The organism is Bacillus sp. FSL K6-2944, assembly GCF_038005385.1.
In the GTDB taxonomy this organism is placed as follows: Bacteria; Bacillota; Bacilli; order Bacillales; family Bacillaceae_G; genus Bacillus_A; species Bacillus_A cereus.
The window spans coordinates 842,501-861,687 of sequence record NZ_JBBOTE010000002.1 but is presented as its reverse complement, the minus strand read 5'-3'; the positions used below and the strand labels follow the sequence as shown (position 1 = coordinate 861,687).

Sequence of the window (19,187 nt, the reverse complement as noted above, 5' to 3'; positions counted from 1 at the left end):
TCCATTACTTCAATGTAAGAAATTCTGCAATTGGACCGAGTACTAACATCGGGAAGAATGTTAATGCACCGACAATTACAATTGTTCCGATGAAGATGCCACCAAATAAACTATTATCTGTACGGAACGTTCCGACTGTTTCTGGCACTACCGTTTTTTCTTTCAATGAAGCTGCCACAGCTAGCATCGTAATTAAACTGAAGTAACGTCCTAAAAACATAACTAAACCAGTCGTAATATTCCAAAACGGTGTATTATCTCCTAATCCTTCAAATCCAGATCCGTTATTCGCAGCTGACGATGTATATTCATATACCACTTGCGTCAAACCGTGGAAACCGGAATGAGAAATAGCATCCGTCCCTAAATTTGTTGAAAGAGCTAATGCCGAAAATCCTAAAATGAGCAATGGATGAAATAAAATCGTGACCGCGATTAATTTCATTTCCTTACCTTCAATCTTTTTACCTAAAAACTCTGGTGTCCGTCCAACCATTAACCCAGATATAAACACCGCGATAATTGCATACATAATAATGTTTACAAAACCTGCTCCAACGCCGCCATACACAGTATTTAACATCATATTTACAAGCGGAACTAAACCGCCAATTGGTGTTAACGTATCATGCATCGTATTAACAGCGCCTGTTTCAGCAGCTGTCGTTACCGTTGCGTATAGTGAAGAAAATACTGTTCCAAATCGTACTTCTTTCCCTTCTGTACTTCCTTGTACATGTTCGATACCCATTCCATTTAATGCCGGGTTCCCGTTTAGTTCAGATGTCGTAATCGTTATAAACCCTAGTAAAAATACCATAAATAGTGACACGAAAAGGATGCGGCCTTGTTTTTTATTTCCGACCATTCGTCCGTACGTAAATGGAAGTGCTGTTGGTAATAACATCATAAGCATCATTTGCAAAATATTACTCATTTGTCCTGGATTTTCGAAAGGATGCGTAGAGTTTGCTCCGAAAAATCCACCGCCGTTATTTCCAAGTTCCTTAATGGAAACGAATGATGCAACAGGTCCACGTAAAATACTTTGCTTTGCACCTTCAATCGTTTGTGCTGTAACCGCCCCATCTAACGTTTGTGGTACGCCAAGTGCGACAAAAACTAGTGCCGCAATAAATGCAATAGGAAGAAACACTCTCGTTAACGCTCTCGTAAAATCAACGAAAAAGTTACCAAGTTCTTTTCCAGCAAGTCCTCTTATAAAAGCCATAACGAGCGCTAATGTCGTTGCTGGTGCCGCAAACATTAAAAATGTAATTCCGATTAATTGTGATAAATAAGATAAACCATTTTCACCGCTATAATGCTGTAAGTTTGTATCAGCCATAAAACTAATTGCTGTATTAAAAGCGAGCGTAGGCTCCATCCCTTCAATATGCGCTGGATTTAGTGGCAGCACACCCTGTAATCTGAAAATGAAGTATACGACAACGATCATAAATCCATTTAATAAAACTAATGATAATGCGTACTGTTTCCACGTTTGATTGTATGCTTTTACACCCGTAATTTTAAAAATAAGTTTTTCAAAAGGCCCGAATACTTTATCTAACGTTTTGCTACCTTGAAAAGCTTTTTCTAAATAAATCCCCGTTGGCTTTGCTACTAAAATAAACAAGAGCATTGTAATAATGACTGCAACCCAAATCATAATGAATGATTCCCCCTAATTAAAACTTCTCTGGATTTAATAATGCATACACTAAATACACTGTAATTGCTGCGACAATAACCGATAAGACAATCATCATGATTGTTTTCCTTCTTTCACAACTTTATCTGACCAACTTGCAAGACTTGCCATCGATGCAACTAATAAAATAAAAATCCCGACCATTACAACATCTAACATAACTATCCCCTCTCTTTTTGTTAAAATTTACCATTTAAATATTAAAAAAGAACACTGAGCTCTACTCAGTGTTCAAAAAATGAACAACAAAAAGTAAACCTCCTCTCTAAACGCTTACGAGGTTAGCTGTCGGATTCGGGCCTAAAGAGTAGCCCTACTTTCAAAACTGAAAGATTCACCCCAAGTGACGATGCACAAAATTGGTTCCCCCGCTCCATTTCTGGAACTCAGCGATTTTAGGTTTTTTTGGAAATTTTATGAATGATTTATGAGAGTAAATATACTCCTCTATATTTCACTTGTAAAGGGGTAAATTACTGAAAATAATAATATTTACATTCATTTAAACGCTTACATTGAAGATTATTACTGTTATTTCATCTATTTTCTTTATTTCTCTTTTCTTTTCTTAAAAATGACCTTTTAAATATGAAATAAAAAGAGCGAATGACATGAAGTGCATAGCTTGTTGCACTCAGCATTCGCTCTTTTTTATTCAACCTTTATTCTCCTCGTAAAAATGCACGTAAATTTCTCCCACGAATATAAACTTGTGTCAATTCTGCATGTAGCTGCTCATACTCGGTAATATCCATCTCTAAATACAAAGCATCTTTTGATGGTAATATAATATATGGCCCTGGAAAAAGGGGATCAATCTGGACCAATTCTTGAACTCGCTCTACCGATACTGCCCAACGATTTGCTATATCTCCAAGTAATAGTACCTTCATCATTTCTTCCCCCGCCCTATTCAAAAAATAAAAAAGAAATATTATCACAATTTGTAAACACGACAAACTTAGCTCCAATGGTTTCATAGAGCCTCGCTGGATATCGTTTATTCCTTGTAACAACAGTAATAGGTGCTTGAAAAGAAAAACGAATGTGTTCTGTGAAGAAACTAACGATTGGAAGCTCATCCCCTAGTAAAATGACCTTCTTAATACACTCACAAATACTAGTAAAATCCTGCTCCTTACTACAACTATAAGTCCAATCAAACCCACAATTCCTAACTTCAGCCGCTACCTCTTCATTTGCTGTAAAAATAACTAACTCATGTTGAAATGCAACTAGATCTCTTAAACTATTTACCTTACTTTCTTCTCCAACACAAATAAGTGTTAGTTCCATGTACCTCATCCTCCTTAGTATAAAAGAAATCAAACATAGATTGATATTCCCCTATACTAATCAGATCGATGAAGTGATGTATCCATCATGGCACCGTCCTCTCTCAAGACGCTTACGAAGTTAGCTGTCGGATTCGGGCTTTGAGAGTAGCCCTACTTTCAAATTTGAAAGATTCACCCCTAGTGACACTGCACAAATTGGTTCCTCCGCTCCATATAATTGGACTCAGCGTTTACAAAAAAATATATTCTGGCTGATATATTACTCCTGTATTTTGAAAAAGTAAACAGAAAAAAAGCCAGTTATAAAACTGGCTTTTCACTTATCTATACACGCGTTCTATTCACTTTATACGCAAAATGATTCGTTGGTCCATGACCACTACCAATATTCAATGGCTCTTCAATTGCTATACTAATAAATCGTTTTGCTTCTTGAACAGCATCTTCAATTGAGTATCCTTTCGCAAGTTCTGCTGTAACCGCTGAAGCAAATGTGCACCCACTTCCGTGCGTTTGCTTTGAAGGAATTCGCTCGCTTCTAAACTCAATAAATTCTTCTCCATCAAAGAGGAAATCAATTACTTCATTACCTTGATATTCTGCATGTCCGCCCTTCATAAGCACATATTTAGCACCTAATTCGTGCAATACTTTTGCAGCTTCCTTACTATCTTCAACATTATGAATCTCCACCCCAGTTAACACTTCTGCTTCTGGAACATTCGGTGTTATAACGGTTGCTACTGGTAATAAATATTCTTTTAATGCATGAACTGCTTCTTGCTGTAATAATGATGCACCGCCTTTTGCGATCATAACGGGATCTAGCACAATATTATTCCAGCCAAATTTTTTAATTTGTTCTGCAACAATTTGAATTATTTCACTACTAAATAACATTCCTAGTTTCACTGCATCTGGTGTTAAATCCGTACCAATTGAATTCAGCTGTTCTGTAATACCTTCTAACGGAACAGGATATACCCCTTGAACGCCAAGCGTGTTTTGAGCAGTAATTGCCGTAATAGCCGTCATTCCGTATACACCAAGCTCTTGGAATGTTTTTAAATCTGCCTGAATTCCAGCACCGCCGCCGCTATCAGACCCTGCAATTGTTAAAGCTTTATTCACTTTCATCCCACTCATCCTTTTCTATCCAAAATAGCGATGATAAATTGTTTTTGCTTCGCTTATATCTTTCGTTCCATGTACGAGCACACGGCCATCTTTAAAGGCTACTAACCTCTTGTCTTCAACAGAAAATGATAGTAAATATGGATTTATATTTAAATCATTTACACGACCTTCCAACAACTCTTTATATTGTTCAAAATTCATTTCATCTTTATGAGGTGGTCTAATTTGAACTGTATTTCGCCCGCATAAAACTGCTGTTTTTGATGTGTTTTCTTTATTTAAATACGGATATAATGCATTCTCTCCGCATGAAGGACAATTATGCTGGCGAAGTTTTTGCACATTCATACATGAATACTCATTCTTCCACATATCAAACGATACAAGCCCATCTCGAAGTGATTCGTAATCTTCTACTAACAGTTTAAGAGCTTCTGTTACTTGATGAGAAACGACAAGAGATACAGCAGGTGATATAATACCCGCTGTATCACATGTTGCCCCGCCAAGCGGAATCGACTGTAATAAACATGATAAACATGGTGTTTTACTAGGAAGGATTGTGTAAGAAAGACCGTAACTACCTACACATGCACCGTAAATCCATGGAATAGAATATTTTTGTGATATATCATTTACAATAAAGCGCGTTTCGAAATTATCAGTCGCATCAATAATTACATCAACATTTATAACAAGTTCTTCTAGCTCTTCAGCTGTTACATCTTGAACGAGAGCTTCTATTGTTACATCACTATTAATCTCTTCTAAACGTTTTTTAGCCGCTATAGCTTTTGGAAGATTATTCTTTACGTCGCTCTCTGCATACAATTGTTGTCTTTGTAAATTACTCCAATCTACATAATCACGGTCAACAATTGTTATCTTGCCAACACCTGCTCTTACAAACATCTCTGCATTTGCACTACCTAATGCACCTGCACCGATAATAAGCACATGCTTTTCTCTTATCTTTTGCTGTCCTTCTTCTCCAATTGGAGAAAATAGTTCTTGGCGTGAATATCGATTATTCAACTACGCTCATTCCTTCTAAAGGACTACTTGCAGTTGCACAACGCTTACGTGCAATGCGACCTGCTTCAAATCCTAAACGGCCTGCTTCAATACTTAATTTCATTGCTTGTGCCATTTTAATAGGATCTTTTGCTCCTGATACAGCTGTATTTAATAACACGCCATCTGCTCCTAATCCCATTGCAAATGCCGCATCAGCTGGGCTACCAATACCGGCATCAACGATAACTGGTACTGTCGCTTGTTCAATAATGAAGCTCAAATTTAATGGATTTACAATACCAAGTCCTGATCCGATTGGAGATGCTCCTGGCATAATCGCATGCACGCCAAGCTCTTGTAATTTACGTGCTAATACAACATCATCAGATGTATACGGAAGTACGATAAATCCTTCTTCCAGTAACATTTGAGATGCCTTTAACGTTTCTACCGGATCAGGTAATAACGTTCTATCATCACCAATAACTTCTACCTTTATCATGTCACAAAGCCCAGAAGCTTTTGCTAATTTTGCAATACGAACAGCCTCTTCAGCGTTTTTTGCTCCTGCTGTATTTGGTAATAACGTATATTTTTTCACATCAAGTTTCTCTAATAAATTAGGTTGCTTTGCATCAAAGATATCCATACGACGTACTGCAAACGTTAAAATTTCAGCTTCAGAAACGTCAATTGCCTTTTGCTGTACGTCAAAATCAGGGAATTTACCTGTTCCTAATAAAAGTCTAGAATGAAATGAAAATGGTCCAATGTTTAACATAATCAACCGCCTCCTACGAAAGTTACAATCTCAATTTGGTCTCCATCAAAAACAGATGTATCTGTATGATCATCTTTTTGTAAAATATCTTTATTACGCTCTACTACAACAATTCTGTTATCTAGCTCTAAATGTGTAAGTAGCTCAGCTACTGTTTTTACACTCGCTGGCACTTCAATTTGGTTACCATTAATTTTTAAATTCAAACTCCCATCCCCTTTCTAAACTCTTCTAGAAAGCAATGAATCTAGCAAATGATTCTCTTGCTTTCCTTCTATTAAATCAGCCATATATTGGCCAGAAATAGGACTTAATAAAATACCGTTTCGATAATGGCCCGTGCAAGCATATAAACCTTTTATTTCTTCATGCTCTCCCATATAAGGAGCTTCATGATTCGATTGTGGTCTTAATCCTGCCCACGTGCTTTCCCATTCTGCTTCTTTTAAAGCTGGCAATATTGTATAAGCACGCTCTAATATAGAAGTTATACTTTCTGGCTGCACAGTTTTATTGAACGTATGTGGCTTCATTGTTGCCCCAATTACGTAACGTCCACCGCGCTTTGGAGTAATGTAAAATCTTTCTTGAAAAATAGGTGCTTTTAAAAGTTGTTTTCTACTTCTTACCGCAACCACTTCTCCTTTAACTGGATATGTACCCCAATCGCGGTGAAAATAACTGAGTAACTTCGTGCTCCATGAACCTCCTGCAATAACGACTTTCTCACATGTGACAATACCTTCACTTGTAATAACTCCAGTCACTTTATTATTTTCAATACGGATATCAAATACTTCTGTCTGTTCATATATATCAGCACCGGAAATCGCTGCAGAATGTGCGAATGCTTTCGTAAGCTCTGGTGCAATAACATGACCGTCTTTCGGATAATATACTGCTCCTATAATAGATTCGGATAGATATGGCTCTTTTTCCCGCACATGGTCTCCCGTTAGAAAATAAGAATCTTCACCTGTTTTCTGCTGCCAATCCATAATGTGAAGAATTCTTTCCTTCTCATCTTCATTTTGAGCAATACGATAAATTCCTTTTTCTTCATATCCAATATCAACACCCGTCTTTTCACGTAAAACTGCTGCAAGTTGTGGAAATATAGCTCGGCTTTCTCTAGCAAGTTCAAATAGCGGATCATACGCATCCCATTCTGCCTGAACACCAAGTAAACCAGCAGCTGCTTTTGAAGCTTCCGATGCAATACTTTGCTTCTCCACAATCGCTACTTTATGTCCTCTTTCTGCTAGAAAATGTGCAACTGAACTACCAATTACACCACCACCAATAATCGCTACATCATACTTCTCACACATGTTTTTCCGCCCACTTTCTTATTGATTCCTTATAAGATTTCGCTTTACTATACGGGTTACTACTACTTACAATTCCAGACATAACTGCTATACCGCTTACACCGTTAGTAAGAACATCCACTGTGTTTTCTGGGGTAATTCCTCCAATTGCTGTAATCGGTATAGATAAACACCTTGCAATGTCTGAAATTTCTTCAAGCCCTCTCGCTGGCACACCTTTTTTACAATCTGTCGGAAATACATGGCCATAAACGAGTGAATCCGCTCCATTTTTAAAAGCTACTATTGCTTCATCTAGCGAATGCACAGAATAACCGACATGCAAATACGAAAACTTTTCTTTCACTGACTTTACATCTGTACTTCGATATCCTAGTTGAACACGAGGAATATTTAATAAAATTGCAATATCAATTCGATCGTTTATGACAATTTTAGAAGCTGGAAAGCCCTCCATTAATAGACTTTCCACACCTTCATATAATTCCTTCGTACTCTTCTCACGCTCACGAATATGCAAATAATCAATCTCACTCTCAATTTGCATCGCTACATTCACTAACTCTTCGAATGGCATATGGCCATTTGAGATTACGTGGAGCTCATTTTTCATATTCATTCGCCTACTTTAAAATATTTTCGAATAATTCATCGGCTGGGACGGTTTCATTCGTCATTCCTTTGTCCTTCAGCCACTTATTTTGTTTCTCCCAAGATTCTTTTGAATCTGATAAGAATGGCTCATCTTTCGTTTCCATCTTCTCTAATAAAATTTTCATACTTTCCTTTTCAACTTCTGGCACAAGTGGGAAGTTTTCTTTTTCTTGATGATTTAATAAAATATTCAATGCTTCATCTGGGTTTTTCTTCATGAAATCATAGCCTTTTTTCGTACCACGTAAGAAAGCTTGCAACGCCTCTTTATCTTTTTTCAACGTTTTATCACCTGTTACAAACACAAGCTCATGATAGTTTGGTACTCCGTAATCAGCTGGATTAAAGTACGCTGGTTCATGGCCTTCATGACGCATAACAGGTACTTCATGGTTAATGTATGCCCCTGTTACCGCATCTACTTTCTTCGTAATTAATGCTGGTACTAAATCAAAGCCAACATCTACTACTTTCACTGTATCAGGATTACCACCAGCTTCTTTTACCATCGTTTTTAAATACATCTCACTTAATGGTGTTCCAGAGTATCCTACTGTTTTTCCTTCTAAATCTTTCGGTGATTGAATGCCCGCTGATTTCAGTGATACAACATGATTTAATGGTGAACGTACGACAGCCCCAATTGATTTCACTGGAATTTGCTCATTCGCTTTCGCCATAACAACATCTGGCTGATAATACAAGCCAACTGTCACCTTCCCTGCTGCTGCCAGCGTTAATGGATCAGTCGGATTAGAAGGGAATTTAATATTTACCTTTACACCTTCTTCTTTAAAGTATCCTTTTTCAATTGCTGCATAGATAAAGCTATGTACCGCATTTGGATACCAATCTAACATGACTGTTATTTCTTTCTCTTTTTTACTTTTGTCTGATGCTGAATTACTCGAACATCCTGCAATTATTGCAATTAATAATGTAAACACAAAGATGCGCTTTAAAAATTTCATGAATGCTTCCTCCAACTAATGAATTTCTTTTCTAATATGGAAATAATTACGACGAAGAAAATAGCTAATAATGATAACAATACAATAGGTGCAAATACGCCAGCTCCATCTAACTGCGTCATCATTCTCTTACTGAAATATCCAAGCCCAGCTTGTGCACCGAGCCATTCTCCAATTGCTGCTCCGATAACACTAAGCGGAACTGCAATTTTTAAAGCTGAGAAAAAATAAGGAAGAGCAGACGGCAACTTTAATTTAAGAAAAATATCTCTTTTTGTTGCTCCATATGTAACTAAGAGCTCCTCCCATTCTTTTTTCGTACTACGCAGTCCATCATACGTATTGACCGCAATTGGGAAAAACGTAATTAAAACTGTGACAACAACCTTACTCCAAATTGTATATCCAAACCATAAAACAAATAGCGGAGCAAGCGCAGTAATCGGAATCGTTTGTGAAGCAACTAATAATGGATAAAATGCTCTCTCCATCCATGTACTCGCATTCATTAACATCGCTAGCCCTACACCTAATACGATAGAGATAACAACACCTATTAAAACGACGTATAACGTTGCAGGTAAATGAACTGTAAATAATATGTCTTTTAGTTTCCATATCTTCATTAAAATCGCAGAAGGTGACGGTAAAATGTACATCTCATCTACAATTCTTGCTCCTATTTCCCACACAGCTAGTAAAATACTAGAAAGTGTAATAGCAGGAACTAATTCTTTCAATCGGTTCATCACACAAGTACCTGCTTTTGTAACATACTAAGAAGCTCATCTTTCAGCGCTAATACTTCCGGTTTATATAAATCTTTTCGTGTTCTGTTATGATCAAGCGGTACAGTCCGCTCAGTCAAAGTCGTTATCGGCTGCTGTTCCACTACTAAAACTCGGTTTGAAAGAAATAACGCTTCTTCAACATCATGAGTAATGAATAAAATTGTTTTTTCCCACTCTTGCCATTGTTCAAACAACCATTCTTGCAAAGAGGTCTTCGTTAAAGCATCCAACGCACTAAATGGTTCATCTAACAGCAATATCTCCCCGCCTGTTAATAAAGTTCGAATAAAAGATACACGTTGTCTCATACCACCAGATAAATCTTTCGGATATTTTTTCTCATACCCTTGCAAACCAAATTTATGTAACAGTTCCTTTGCCTTTACTTCTGCTTCTTTCTTCTGTACACCTTGGCACTCTAGCGGCAGGGCAGCATTCTCAATAATTGTTCTCCACGGCAAAAGCATATCTTTTTGCGGCATATATCCTACAGGATGGTTCTTTGTTTCTGTCAGTTCTATCTGTCCAGTACTTACCTTTTCTAGACCTGTAATAAGGCGAAATAAAGTACTTTTTCCACATCCACTCGGTCCGATAATACTGACAAACTCTTTCTCATGTATAGAAGCATTTAATTCATGGATGATTGGTTTCTCATCGTAATGAAAAGAAACATTATGAAACTGTAGTATGTTCTTGCTCCTCAAATCCCCACATCTCCTTACGATAGGACATATCCCAGAATAAATATTCAAATCGACTGGAATATAAGAAGATCTCCTCTAATCTTTCTAGTTCTTTCTCAGACTTTCCAACTGCCATTTCATTTAATAAATCTATTAACCAAATACAAAGATTACCGTATTCTTCCGAACTATATCCTTGAATCCACTCACCAAAAAACTCATGATCTCTTGCTCCAGGAATATCATTTAAACGCTTTCCAATTTCCCAATAGCTCCACATACATGGAAGAAGCGCTGCTATTAATTCCGCAAGTGTGCCATTTTGAGATACAGACATCATGTAATTTGTATAAGCTAAATTTTTAGCAGATGGTTTCGCAGACTCTATCTCCTCTATAGAAATTCCAAGTCTTTTTGCATATTGTTTATGGATTGTCATTTCGCCATTTAATATTCCATCAATTTGTTCAGCGAACTTTCCCATTACTTGTGGATTCGTTGCTTTTACAACACCAATCGCATATAACTTTGCATAATCTAGCAGATATAAATAATCTTGAATAATATAATACTGGAATTTATCTTTTTCTAACGTGCCATCTCCCATACCCACTACAAACGGATGATTATGACTCATCTCCCAAACCGGTTGCACAGTTTCTAATAATCTATCGCAAAATTTCATTTCTCTATCTCCTTTCAATATATGTATCTAAATAAAAAACCACTTCTATATATAAGAAGTGGTTACAGCAAATAAAGTTATACATTTATTCGATGTTCCACTTCCCTTCGCTAGTATTACCTAGATCAGGTGTTGTAAGGGTTAAGGATTATTCCTCTCTCAGCAAGTCAAGCACCCCTAGTGGTTTCAATATGAAATTTTCAAATAAAAAAGCCCCGTTTCTATACGCAAAGAAACGGGGACTCATTGTTAGTGTCCGAATTGCTTCCCTACGCTAGCATAATCTAGATCAGGTAATAAAAAGGATCAAAGGCTTACGGCCTACTCTCAGCTGGCAACACCAGCTCTCCTAGCAAACTATAAAATTATCACTGTCAGTATAACACCCTAATAAGACATCATCAACTTTTTTAATTTTCTTAATTATCAACATAATATCAAAATTATACAATACATACATTCTATTTTAGAAAATAAAACCCCAATTAATTGTATAAAAAGGAATCATTATCCTCAAAAAATTTATTTTTATATTGATTTCATATTACATTTATGTGAATACCCCCACTATATTATATCTTTATACTATAATAAAATTACAACTATACAACTAGAGGAGGTCTCTATTCCATGAATATGAAAGCTACTGCTTTAACAGCAACTACTGTAGCGATTGCTTCTTTACTTCCTTCTATGGGTGAAACAAATGTACAAAAAGCAAACGCTGAACAATTATCTAATATTAAAACTGGGTATGTCAAAGTCGATCAAGTAGCATTACATACAGAAGATAACGTAAAAAGCACATCAATTGATACAATTCGCTTTAATACAAAAGTGAACATCCTTGAAACAACTAATGGTTGGTATAAAGTATCTGTTCATAATAAAGTAGGTTATGTACAAAAAGATGCTATTTTACTAAAAAACAAACTTCAAACTAATGATCAATACATCGTTAATGCTAATGCATTAAACGTTCGCTCTGAACCTAATTTAGAATCTTCCATTTTAGATGTATTACCAAATGGTAAGTTTATTACCGTTCAAGAAGATCAAGGCGAATGGTATAAAATATCACATAATGGCCAAACAGGTTACGTACAAAAAGCATTCATCTCTAATGGTTCACAACCCTTAGTAAAAGGAATCACCGTTCAAAATAATACAAAATATACTGTTGCAACACCTAATCTAAATGTACGTAGCACCGCTAGTACAAGTAGCGCTCTACTCGGTTCATTACAAAACGGTACACAAGTACAAGTAGTAGAAACTGTAGGTACTTGGTATAAAATTCGTTTTGGCACAGGATACGGATATGTAGCAAAACACTATGTAGTACAAAATCAACCACAAGCTAAAACAGATCAGCCTTCATCAATTCCAGCTGCTTTCAAATTCCCCGCTCAAGGAAGAATTAGCTCAACCTTTGATATACGCTGGGAACAAATGCATTATGGTATAGATATTGCCGCTCCAGGAAACGTCTCTATCCAAGCTGCTGCTGCAGGTAAAGTTGTGAAATCTTATTATTCAGCTAGCTATGGCAATGTTGTTTTCATTGCGCATCAAATCAATGGGAAATTATATACAACTGTTTATGCTCATATGAAGGATCGCACTGTACAAGCTGGTGATCAAGTACAAACTGGACAATTAATAGGTCATATGGGAAACACAGGTCATTCATACGGGCAACATCTTCATTTTGAATTACATAATGGAGAATGGAATTTTGAAAAAACAAATGCAGTAAATCCACTGCCATATTTAGTTAGGTAAATTGTATGCCACGCAATATACCTCTTATAATTGAATACGCAGCCTTTTTAGGTTTAATCTGTTGTTTAATCATTTACAATACAAACATTGTATTTTTATCTATTATTATTGCTTTTGTTGCATTAGAAATTATGATGGAATCATTTCAAGTGCAACTAAAACAAAAAATTGCCCATATTTATAACGCTATATTTCTTTTGAGTGCTCTCATAACAAATATAATTAGTAATGGCTTTTATTTATCTACTGTATTTCCAGTATTCTTTATGGCTGTTTTATTATTTGTAGCTAGATATATTAATGTCCCTTATAACCAAAAACAAAAACAAGAACAAGAAGCTTAGAAAGAGGAGACACTGTGTACCAATCTTTCAAAGATGCTCCAATAAAATACATATTGCATTTGTATAAGAAAGCCAATACTTTTTTTGGTATACAAGGAAGTTATACTGCACAACTTCTCCTATATGGAATGTTGTTTCTTGTCTTAATCACTTTCTCCTTGTTTTACTAACAAAAAAGGATCTCACATAAACTGGAGATCCTTTTTAATTTATATTAATTTTTCATATCGAAAATATTGTTTATCCACAAGCATATTTTTCATAAATAAAGCTCAGATTATATTTTTTCTCTAAGCTCATTCGTTGTTCGTCATCGCACCAATAGAAAAGAATATCATGAATCGTTGCGTAACGCTTATTTTTAAGAAATAGCCTAAAGAATGATGGTAAACAATCATGTAATTGTATAAATATATAATTGCGTAGTGTTTCTTCTTTATATTCAATCCCCTTACAAATATACAGTAATTCTTCACAATAATATGCATGCTGTGGAACTTGTATCATTTCGAAAAATGGCACATAAGATAGTAGCTTTCCAATAAAATGACCATATCGATCCATTACTCCTATCGTCATATGCTCCATCATTTCTTTCATCACATATAAATAATCATCTACATGCGTTGTCTTTAATGGGTCTAAGCGATCGGAAATTTGAGATAATACAGCTCTTTGACATGCTAAAACTGCCTGACTAGGTCCATAATATGATAGAAAATCTGTACACTTACGATATTTCCGTAATAAATCATGTGTATACAAATCATATACAAAAGTATTACAATACATTGCTAAACTCATCATATCACTATTTAATTGCTCTTTTGATAATGATTTCGCTCTCTTGCACATATAAAAGAATGTAAATTCCAATACTTCTTTATGAGATAATAAATGTTTACAATCGGTTATACACTTCTCATTAAATTTAACTCTATCCCAAATTTCAATATCCCTATCTATCAATTCACCTATACGATATTTAATAATTAAATAATTTAAAGCAACTGATTGCGTCAAAAGATCCCATGTTTCATATTCCAATGAAGTATGAACAAACTCAGCTAATCCTTGCGCTATCATAAAATCATTTGCCTCTTCATACCAACCAATCTCTTGGCATAAGCGAAGAATACGCACTAAAGTTGGAATTTCATCTTTATGAAACTGCGGTAATTTCTTTGCTTTATTCATGCCATATACGATAAATGCCGCTAAATTTTCTTCTTTATAAAATTCTTTCTCTTTCCATACTAATATAGTTCGTTCTTTCCCCTCACCTTTTGGGTGACAAGGTACAAGCAAAGAAAATAATTCAGCGAAATTATTTGGTTCTATATATGTATCTGTAACCAAATTCCAATTTGGATCGCCCTGTACAGCCTTCATATAATTCCCCTTCCCTTTTCATCTATGTAGGAAATATTAATTTATTATCGCACCACTAAAAATTAATATTGTTATATTCAAAATCTCTCATAAGACTTATATCTATCAGTATATCATCTTTTCTCTTATTAAAAATTAAGAATAACAAATTTTAAAAAAATGTCGAAATTATTAACCACATACTTATTATATAATGTCTCAGATACATCACGCTAACATATTAGTTTAATCCATATATACTAGAATAATGTATCTGAAATTTATATATAATTTAGCTCTTTATGAGTGACCATTAAACTCTCGGTTAATGAAAGTTTCAATTTACTCTGTACGCTCTGAGATTTCGCTCAAGGCAAATCCAGCTTGATCATCTGCTGATTCCCTTATAGCTAAATCTCCTAGTGCTAACATGCCAATAAGTTGACCACTATCAACTACTGGTAATCGTCTAATTTGATGCTGTGCCATTAGCTCTGTAGCTTTTTCAATAGAATCATTTGGAGAAACTGAGATAATATTTGTTGTCATTACATTTGTAATCTTATTAGATCCAGGATGTTTTTCAGCAATCCCTCGAACGACTAAATCACGATCAGTAACAAGCCCAACAACTTGCTCATTTTCAACAACAGGAATTAATCCAACCGATTCTTCCTTCATTTTTACAGCTGCCTCATATACATTGTCTAGCGGTGTACAATGTACAATATGGGTACTCATTAAGTCTCTCACTCGTGTCATTATGATTTCCTCCTTTTTATACATACCATAGCTTTTCCAAAATTCCTTTATTTATTTCTGGAAAGTAACGTAATAAAAAGGATTAACAAAATAAAAAAGAGCCAGCATAATGCTGACTCTTTTTTGTATGACCCGTACGGGATTCGAACCCGTGTTACCGCCGTGAAAGGGCGGTGTCTTAACCACTTGACCAACGGGCCATGGCTCCGCAGGTAGGACTCGAACCTACGACCGATCGGTTAACAGCCGATAGCTCTACCACTGAGCTACTGCGGAATAATATATGGTGGGCCTAAATGGACTCGAACCATCGACCTCACGCTTATCAGGCGTGCGCTCTAACCAGCTGAGCTATAGGCCCATATACTTTACAGGGGCAGTAGGAATCGAACCCACACTGGAGGTTTTGGAGACCTCAGTTCTACCTTTAAACTATGCCCCTAAATGATGCCGGCTAGAGGACTTGAACCCCCAACCTACTGATTACAAGTCAGTTGCTCTACCAATTGAGCTAAGCCGGCATAAAAATATGGTGGCTCGGGACGGAATCGAACCGCCGACACGAGGATTTTCAGTCCTCTGCTCTACCGACTGAGCTACCGAGCCAACATAAATGGCGGTCCCGACCGGGGTCGAACCGGCGATCTCCTGCGTGACAGGCAGGCATGTTAACCACTACACCACGGGACCATTTGGTTGCGGGGACAGGATTTGAACCTGCGACCCCCTGGTCCCAAACCAGGTGCTCTACCAAGCTGAGCCACTTCCCGTTAATAAAAGCGCGCCCGAGAGGAGTCGAACCCCTAACCTCTTGATCCGTAGTCAAACGCTCTATCCAATTGAGCTACGGGCGCATATGGTGCCGAGGGCGGGGGTCGAACCCGCACGGTGGTCACCCACCGCAGGATTTTAAGTCCTGTGCGTCTGCCTGTTCCGCCACCCCGGCATGTCATATTGAAAATTGGAGCGGAAGACGGGATTCGAACCCGCGACCCCAACCTTGGCAAGGTTGTATTCTACCACTGAACTACTTCCGCAAGACATGTATGAGTTATTTTATTAAAAGTGCGGGTGAAGGGAGTCGAACCCCCACGCCAAAGGCGCTAGATCCTAAGTCTAGTGCGTCTGCCAATTCCGCCACACCCGCATATTTCATTAAAATGGTGAGCCATGAAGGACTCGAACCTTCGACCCTCTGATTAAAAGTCAGATGCTCTACCAACTGAGCTAATGGCTCTTAATGGCTGGGCTAGCTGGATTCGAACCAGCGCATGACGGAGTCAAAGTCCGTTGCCTTACCGCTTGGCTATAGCCCATTAATTAAGAATGGTGGAGGGGGGCAGATTCGAACTGCCGAACCCGAAGGAGCGGATTTACAGTCCGCCGCGTTTAGCCACTTCGCTACCCCTCCGACATATATGGTGGAGGATGACGGGATCGAACCGCCGACCCCCTGCTTGTAAGGCAGGTGCTCTCCCAGCTGAGCTAATCCTCCATTTTGCCTGGCAACGTCCTACTCTCACAGGGACAAGGTCCCAACTACCATCGGCGCTAGAGAGCTTAACTTCCGTGTTCGGTATGGGAACGGGTGTGACCTCTCTGCCATCATTACCAGACTGTATTCATTTAAGACAAGAATCATTTTAACTCATTTGACCTCGAAAGTCAACAAGTTTTTTATATTCTTTCAAAACTAGATAACATTTGCTACATATTATATGGTTAAGTCCTCGATCTATTAGTATTCGTCAGCTCCACATGTCACCATGCTTCCACCTCGAACCTATCAACCTGATCATCTTTCAGGGATCTTACTAGCTTACGCTATGGGAAATCTCATCTTGAGGGGGGCTTCATGCTTAGATGCTTTCAGCACTTATCCCTTCCGCACATAGCTACCCAGCTATGCCCTTGGCAGAACAACTGGTACACCAGCGGTGCGTCCATCCCGGTCCTCTCGTACTAAGGACAGCTCCTCTCAAATTTCCTACGCCCACGACGGATAGGGACCGAACTGTCTCACGACGTTCTGAACCCAGCTCGCGTACCGCTTTAATGGGCGAACAGCCCAACCCTTGGGACCGACTACAGCCCCAGGATGCGATGAGCCGACATCGAGGTGCCAAACCTCCCCGTCGATGTGGACTCTTGGGGGAGATAAGCCTGTTATCCCCGGGGTAGCTTTTATCCGTTGAGCGATGGCCCTTCCATGCGGAACCACCGGATCACTAAGCCCGACTTTCGTCCCTGCTCGACTTGTAGGTCTCGCAGTCAAGCTCCCTTATGCCTTTGCACTCTACGAATGATTTCCAACCATTCTGAGGGAACCTTTGGGCGCCTCCGTTACACTTTAGGAGGCGACCGCCCCAGTCAAACTGCCCACCTGACACTGTCTCCCGGGTCGATAAGACCCGTAGGTTAGAATTTCAATACAGTCAGGGCGGTATCCCACCAGCGCCTCCACCGAAGCTAGCGCTCCGGTTTCAATGGCTCCCGCCTATCCTGTACAAACTGTACCAAAATTCAATATCAGGCTACAGTAAAGCTCCACGGGGTCTTTCCGTCCTGTCGCGGGTAACCTGCATCTTCACAGGTACTATAATTTCACCGAGTCTCTGGTTGAGACAGTGCCCAAATCGTTACACCTTTCGTGCGGGTCGGAACTTACCCGACAAGGAATTTCGCTACCTTAGGACCGTTATAGTTACGGCCGCCGTTTACTGGGGCTTCAGTTCAGAGCTTCGCTTACGCTAACCCCTCTCCTTAACCTTCCAGCACCGGGCAGGTGTCACCCCCTATACTTCGCCTTACGGCTTCGCAGAGAGCTGTGTTTTTGCTAAACAGTCGCTTGGGCCTATTCACTGCGGCTTTCCGTTAAGAAAGCACCCCTTCTCCCGAAGTTACGGGGTCATTTTGCCGAGTTCCTTAACCAGAGTTCTCTCGCACACCTTAGGATTCTCTCCTCGCCTACCTGTGTCGGTTTGCGGTACAGGCACCTTTTATCTCGCTAGAAGCTTTTCTTGGCAGCGGGGAATCAAAGACTTCGCTCCATAAGGAGCTTCCCCATCACAGCTCAGCCTTTACGATAAGCGGATTTGCCTACTTATCAGCCTAACTGCTTGGACGTGCACAACCAATCGCACGCTTCTTCTATCCTTCTGCGTCCCTCCATTGCTCAAACGATAAAGAGGTGGTACAGGAATATCAACCTGTTGTCCATCGCCTACGCCTGTCGGCCTCGGCTTAGGTCCTGACTAACCCTGAGCGGACGAGCCTTCCTCAGGAAACCTTAGGCATTCGGTGGACGGGATTCTCACCCGTCTTTCGCTACTCATACCGGCATTCTCACTTCTAAGCACTCCACCAGTCCTTCCGGTCTGACTTCACTGTCCTTAGAACGCTCCCCTACCACTGATACCATTGGTATCAATCCGCAGCTTCGGTGGTGTATTTAGCCCCGGTACATTTTCGGCGCAGAGTCACTCGACTAGTGAGCTATTACGCACTCTTTAAATGGTGGCTGCTTCTAAGCCAACATCCTAGTTGTCTAAGCAACTCCACATCCTTTTCCACTTAATACACACTTTGGGACCTTAGCTGGCGGTCTGGGCTGTTTCCCTTTTGACTACGGATCTTATCACTCGCAGTCTGACTCCTAAGGATAAGTCATTGGCATTCGGAGTTTGACTGAATTCGGTAATCCGATGAGGACCCCTAGTCCAATCAGTGCTCTACCTCCAAGACTCTTACACTTAAGGCTAGCCCTAAAGCTATTTCGGGGAGAACCAGCTATCTCCAGGTTCGATTGGAATTTCTCCGCTACCCACACCTCATCCCCGCACTTTTCAACGTGCGTGGGT

The 19,187-nt window shown here is 38.8% G+C and carries 20 protein-coding genes, 16 tRNA genes, 2 rRNA genes and 4 riboswitches (1 of these 42 cut by a window edge); of the genes, 2 read left to right on the top strand and 36 right to left on the bottom strand.

The window, feature by feature from the left end; genetic code table 11:
- Positions 1 to 4 precede the first annotated feature (4 nt).
- From kdpA to tenA, 16 genes are all read right to left on the bottom strand, one after another.
- On the bottom strand, positions 5 to 1,672 hold the full coding sequence (gene kdpA, locus MHH55_RS25490; RefSeq protein WP_000638330.1) for a potassium-transporting ATPase subunit KdpA: 1,668 nt from the start codon (positions 1,670 to 1,672) through the stop codon (positions 5 to 7).
- A 19-nt stretch (positions 1,673 to 1,691) separates the two neighbouring features.
- On the bottom strand, positions 1,692 to 1,769 hold the full coding sequence (gene kdpF / locus MHH55_RS25485; protein WP_223153441.1) for a K(+)-transporting ATPase subunit F: 78 nt from the start codon (positions 1,767 to 1,769) through the stop codon (positions 1,692 to 1,694).
- Positions 1,769 to 1,873 carry a SipW-dependent-type signal peptide-containing protein gene (locus tag MHH55_RS25480; protein WP_000887894.1) on the bottom strand — a complete coding sequence of 35 codons (105 nt, stop codon included), beginning with the start codon at positions 1,871 to 1,873 and terminating at the stop codon, positions 1,769 to 1,771. The genes kdpF and MHH55_RS25480 overlap by 1 nt, the downstream gene beginning before the upstream one ends.
- A 97-nt stretch (positions 1,874 to 1,970) precedes the next feature.
- Positions 1,971 to 2,116, bottom strand: a riboswitch (cyclic di-AMP (ydaO/yuaA leader).
- A 134-nt stretch (positions 2,117 to 2,250) separates the two neighbouring features.
- Positions 2,251 to 2,373 (bottom strand): hypothetical protein, encoded by a 123-nt coding sequence (locus tag MHH55_RS25475; RefSeq protein ID WP_001034421.1) that lies wholly within the window; start codon positions 2,371 to 2,373, stop codon positions 2,251 to 2,253.
- A gap of 3 nt (positions 2,374 to 2,376) precedes the next feature.
- A complete protein-coding gene (locus MHH55_RS25470) occupies positions 2,377 to 2,610 on the bottom strand; it encodes a hypothetical protein (RefSeq protein WP_002025339.1) in 234 nt (77 codons plus the stop codon).
- Between the two features lie 13 nt (positions 2,611 to 2,623).
- On the bottom strand, positions 2,624 to 3,010 hold the full coding sequence (locus MHH55_RS25465; RefSeq protein ID WP_000424087.1) for a hypothetical protein: 387 nt from the start codon (positions 3,008 to 3,010) through the stop codon (positions 2,624 to 2,626).
- Between the two features lie 93 nt (positions 3,011 to 3,103).
- Positions 3,104 to 3,251, bottom strand: a riboswitch (cyclic di-AMP (ydaO/yuaA leader).
- A gap of 85 nt (positions 3,252 to 3,336) precedes the next feature.
- Complete coding sequence (thiD, locus tag MHH55_RS25460; protein WP_075677808.1) at positions 3,337 to 4,149, bottom strand: bifunctional hydroxymethylpyrimidine kinase/phosphomethylpyrimidine kinase; 813 nt, start codon at positions 4,147 to 4,149, stop codon at positions 3,337 to 3,339.
- A gap of 15 nt (positions 4,150 to 4,164) precedes the next feature.
- Complete coding sequence (gene thiF, locus MHH55_RS25455) at positions 4,165 to 5,184, bottom strand: thiazole biosynthesis adenylyltransferase ThiF (RefSeq protein ID WP_001065417.1); 1,020 nt, start codon at positions 5,182 to 5,184, stop codon at positions 4,165 to 4,167.
- A complete protein-coding gene (gene thiG, locus MHH55_RS25450; RefSeq protein WP_078187014.1) occupies positions 5,177 to 5,947 on the bottom strand; it encodes a thiazole synthase in 771 nt (256 codons plus the stop codon). Before thiG ends, thiF begins: the two co-directional genes overlap by 8 nt.
- Positions 5,948 to 5,949: 2 nt before the next feature.
- The gene (gene thiS, locus MHH55_RS25445; protein WP_001049502.1) at positions 5,950 to 6,153 is read right to left on the bottom strand and encodes a sulfur carrier protein ThiS; all 204 of its coding nucleotides are present in this window, start codon (positions 6,151 to 6,153) and stop codon (positions 5,950 to 5,952) included.
- 15 nt (positions 6,154 to 6,168) lie between these two features.
- Entirely contained in the window at positions 6,169 to 7,278 is a 1,110-nt protein-coding gene (gene thiO / locus MHH55_RS25440; RefSeq protein ID WP_000333313.1) for a glycine oxidase ThiO, read from the bottom strand.
- A complete protein-coding gene (gene tenI / locus MHH55_RS25435; protein ID WP_000787170.1) occupies positions 7,271 to 7,891 on the bottom strand; it encodes a thiazole tautomerase TenI in 621 nt (206 codons plus the stop codon). Before tenI ends, thiO begins: the two co-directional genes overlap by 8 nt.
- A gap of 10 nt (positions 7,892 to 7,901) precedes the next feature.
- Entirely contained in the window at positions 7,902 to 8,903 is a 1,002-nt protein-coding gene (locus MHH55_RS25430; RefSeq protein WP_000670415.1) for an ABC transporter substrate-binding protein, read from the bottom strand.
- On the bottom strand, positions 8,900 to 9,652 hold the full coding sequence (locus MHH55_RS25425) for an ABC transporter permease (protein WP_001080853.1): 753 nt from the start codon (positions 9,650 to 9,652) through the stop codon (positions 8,900 to 8,902). Before MHH55_RS25425 ends, MHH55_RS25430 begins: the two co-directional genes overlap by 4 nt.
- Positions 9,652 to 10,401 carry an ABC transporter ATP-binding protein gene (locus MHH55_RS25420; protein WP_078187013.1) on the bottom strand — a complete coding sequence of 250 codons (750 nt, stop codon included), beginning with the start codon at positions 10,399 to 10,401 and terminating at the stop codon, positions 9,652 to 9,654. Before MHH55_RS25420 ends, MHH55_RS25425 begins: the two co-directional genes overlap by 1 nt.
- Entirely contained in the window at positions 10,370 to 11,065 is a 696-nt protein-coding gene (gene tenA / locus MHH55_RS25415) for a thiaminase II (protein ID WP_000666827.1), read from the bottom strand. Before tenA ends, MHH55_RS25420 begins: the two co-directional genes overlap by 32 nt.
- An 85-nt stretch (positions 11,066 to 11,150) precedes the next feature.
- Positions 11,151 to 11,254, bottom strand: a riboswitch (TPP riboswitch).
- 60 nt (positions 11,255 to 11,314) lie between these two features.
- Positions 11,315 to 11,426, bottom strand: a riboswitch (TPP riboswitch).
- A gap of 269 nt (positions 11,427 to 11,695) precedes the next feature.
- Here tenA and MHH55_RS25410 point away from each other — a divergent pair.
- Both MHH55_RS25410 and MHH55_RS25405 read left to right on the top strand, forming a co-directional pair.
- The gene (locus MHH55_RS25410) at positions 11,696 to 12,850 is read left to right on the top strand and encodes an SH3 domain-containing protein (protein WP_074554249.1); all 1,155 of its coding nucleotides are present in this window, start codon (positions 11,696 to 11,698) and stop codon (positions 12,848 to 12,850) included.
- A 5-nt stretch (positions 12,851 to 12,855) separates the two neighbouring features.
- A complete protein-coding gene (locus MHH55_RS25405) occupies positions 12,856 to 13,194 on the top strand; it encodes a hypothetical protein (RefSeq protein ID WP_001137818.1) in 339 nt (112 codons plus the stop codon).
- Positions 13,195 to 13,434: 240 nt separating this feature from the next.
- Here the strand turns inward: MHH55_RS25405 and MHH55_RS25400 are convergent, their stop codons facing one another.
- The 20 genes from MHH55_RS25400 to MHH55_RS25305 form a co-directional block, all read right to left on the bottom strand.
- Positions 13,435 to 14,586 (bottom strand): DUF3965 domain-containing protein, encoded by a 1,152-nt coding sequence (locus MHH55_RS25400; protein WP_074554253.1) that lies wholly within the window; start codon positions 14,584 to 14,586, stop codon positions 13,435 to 13,437.
- Between the two features lie 321 nt (positions 14,587 to 14,907).
- Positions 14,908 to 15,327, bottom strand: coding sequence for a CBS domain-containing protein (locus tag MHH55_RS25395; RefSeq protein ID WP_000199011.1), 420 nt, complete (start codon positions 15,325 to 15,327; stop codon positions 14,908 to 14,910).
- Positions 15,328 to 15,455: 128 nt separating this feature from the next.
- Positions 15,456 to 15,527, bottom strand: a tRNA-Glu gene (locus tag MHH55_RS25390).
- Position 15,528: 1 nt separating this feature from the next.
- Positions 15,529 to 15,603: transfer RNA gene (locus MHH55_RS25385), tRNA-Asn, on the bottom strand.
- A gap of 8 nt (positions 15,604 to 15,611) precedes the next feature.
- Positions 15,612 to 15,688 (bottom strand) — tRNA-Ile (locus MHH55_RS25380).
- A 10-nt stretch (positions 15,689 to 15,698) separates the two neighbouring features.
- Positions 15,699 to 15,769, bottom strand: a tRNA-Trp gene (locus tag MHH55_RS25375).
- Between the two features lie 6 nt (positions 15,770 to 15,775).
- Positions 15,776 to 15,848 (bottom strand) — tRNA-Thr (locus tag MHH55_RS25370).
- Positions 15,849 to 15,857: 9 nt separating this feature from the next.
- Positions 15,858 to 15,933, bottom strand: a tRNA-Phe gene (locus MHH55_RS25365).
- A gap of 8 nt (positions 15,934 to 15,941) precedes the next feature.
- Positions 15,942 to 16,017: transfer RNA gene (locus MHH55_RS25360), tRNA-Asp, on the bottom strand.
- A gap of 3 nt (positions 16,018 to 16,020) precedes the next feature.
- A tRNA-Pro gene (locus MHH55_RS25355) sits at positions 16,021 to 16,099 on the bottom strand.
- Between the two features lie 8 nt (positions 16,100 to 16,107).
- A tRNA-Arg gene (locus tag MHH55_RS25350) sits at positions 16,108 to 16,181 on the bottom strand.
- 3 nt (positions 16,182 to 16,184) lie between these two features.
- A tRNA-Leu gene (locus MHH55_RS25345) sits at positions 16,185 to 16,273 on the bottom strand.
- Positions 16,274 to 16,289: 16 nt separating this feature from the next.
- Positions 16,290 to 16,364 (bottom strand) — tRNA-Gly (locus tag MHH55_RS25340).
- A gap of 29 nt (positions 16,365 to 16,393) precedes the next feature.
- A tRNA-Leu gene (locus MHH55_RS25335) sits at positions 16,394 to 16,474 on the bottom strand.
- 14 nt (positions 16,475 to 16,488) lie between these two features.
- Positions 16,489 to 16,564, bottom strand: a tRNA-Lys gene (locus MHH55_RS25330).
- 4 nt (positions 16,565 to 16,568) lie between these two features.
- Positions 16,569 to 16,643, bottom strand: a tRNA-Gln gene (locus tag MHH55_RS25325).
- Positions 16,644 to 16,654: 11 nt separating this feature from the next.
- Positions 16,655 to 16,738: transfer RNA gene (locus MHH55_RS25320), tRNA-Tyr, on the bottom strand.
- An 8-nt stretch (positions 16,739 to 16,746) separates the two neighbouring features.
- Positions 16,747 to 16,822 (bottom strand) — tRNA-Val (locus MHH55_RS25315).
- Between the two features lie 5 nt (positions 16,823 to 16,827).
- Positions 16,828 to 16,943, bottom strand: a 5S ribosomal RNA gene (rrf, locus tag MHH55_RS25310).
- Between the two features lie 102 nt (positions 16,944 to 17,045).
- Positions 17,046 to 19,187 (bottom strand): 23S ribosomal RNA (locus MHH55_RS25305) (it continues 780 nt past the right edge of the window).

Coding starts and splice junctions, on each gene's coding strand:
- kdpA (WP_000638330.1), bottom strand. CDS start 1,672: ATGATTTGGGTTGCAGTCATTATTACAATGCTCTTGTTTATTTTAGTA.
- kdpF (WP_223153441.1), bottom strand. CDS start 1,769: ATGATTGTCTTATCGGTTATTGTCGCAGCAATTACAGTGTATTTAGTG.
- MHH55_RS25480 (WP_000887894.1), bottom strand. CDS start 1,873: ATGTTAGATGTTGTAATGGTCGGGATTTTTATTTTATTAGTTGCATCG.
- MHH55_RS25470 (WP_002025339.1), bottom strand. CDS start 2,610: ATGATGAAGGTACTATTACTTGGAGATATAGCAAATCGTTGGGCAGTA.
- MHH55_RS25465 (WP_000424087.1), bottom strand. CDS start 3,010: ATGGAACTAACACTTATTTGTGTTGGAGAAGAAAGTAAGGTAAATAGT.
- thiD (WP_075677808.1), bottom strand. CDS start 4,149: ATGAAAGTGAATAAAGCTTTAACAATTGCAGGGTCTGATAGCGGCGGC.
- thiG (WP_078187014.1), bottom strand. CDS start 5,947: ATGTTAAACATTGGACCATTTTCATTTCATTCTAGACTTTTATTAGGA.
- thiO (WP_000333313.1), bottom strand. CDS start 7,278: ATGTGTGAGAAGTATGATGTAGCGATTATTGGTGGTGGTGTAATTGGT.
- tenI (WP_000787170.1), bottom strand. CDS start 7,891: ATGAAAAATGAGCTCCACGTAATCTCAAATGGCCATATGCCATTCGAA.
- MHH55_RS25430 (WP_000670415.1), bottom strand. CDS start 8,903: ATGAAATTTTTAAAGCGCATCTTTGTGTTTACATTATTAATTGCAATA.
- MHH55_RS25425 (WP_001080853.1), bottom strand. CDS start 9,652: ATGAACCGATTGAAAGAATTAGTTCCTGCTATTACACTTTCTAGTATT.
- tenA (WP_000666827.1), bottom strand. CDS start 11,065: ATGAAATTTTGCGATAGATTATTAGAAACTGTGCAACCGGTTTGGGAG.
- MHH55_RS25410 (WP_074554249.1), top strand. CDS start 11,696: ATGAATATGAAAGCTACTGCTTTAACAGCAACTACTGTAGCGATTGCT.
- MHH55_RS25405 (WP_001137818.1), top strand. CDS start 12,856: ATGCCACGCAATATACCTCTTATAATTGAATACGCAGCCTTTTTAGGT.
- MHH55_RS25400 (WP_074554253.1), bottom strand. CDS start 14,586: ATGAAGGCTGTACAGGGCGATCCAAATTGGAATTTGGTTACAGATACA.
- MHH55_RS25395 (WP_000199011.1), bottom strand. CDS start 15,327: ATGACACGAGTGAGAGACTTAATGAGTACCCATATTGTACATTGTACA.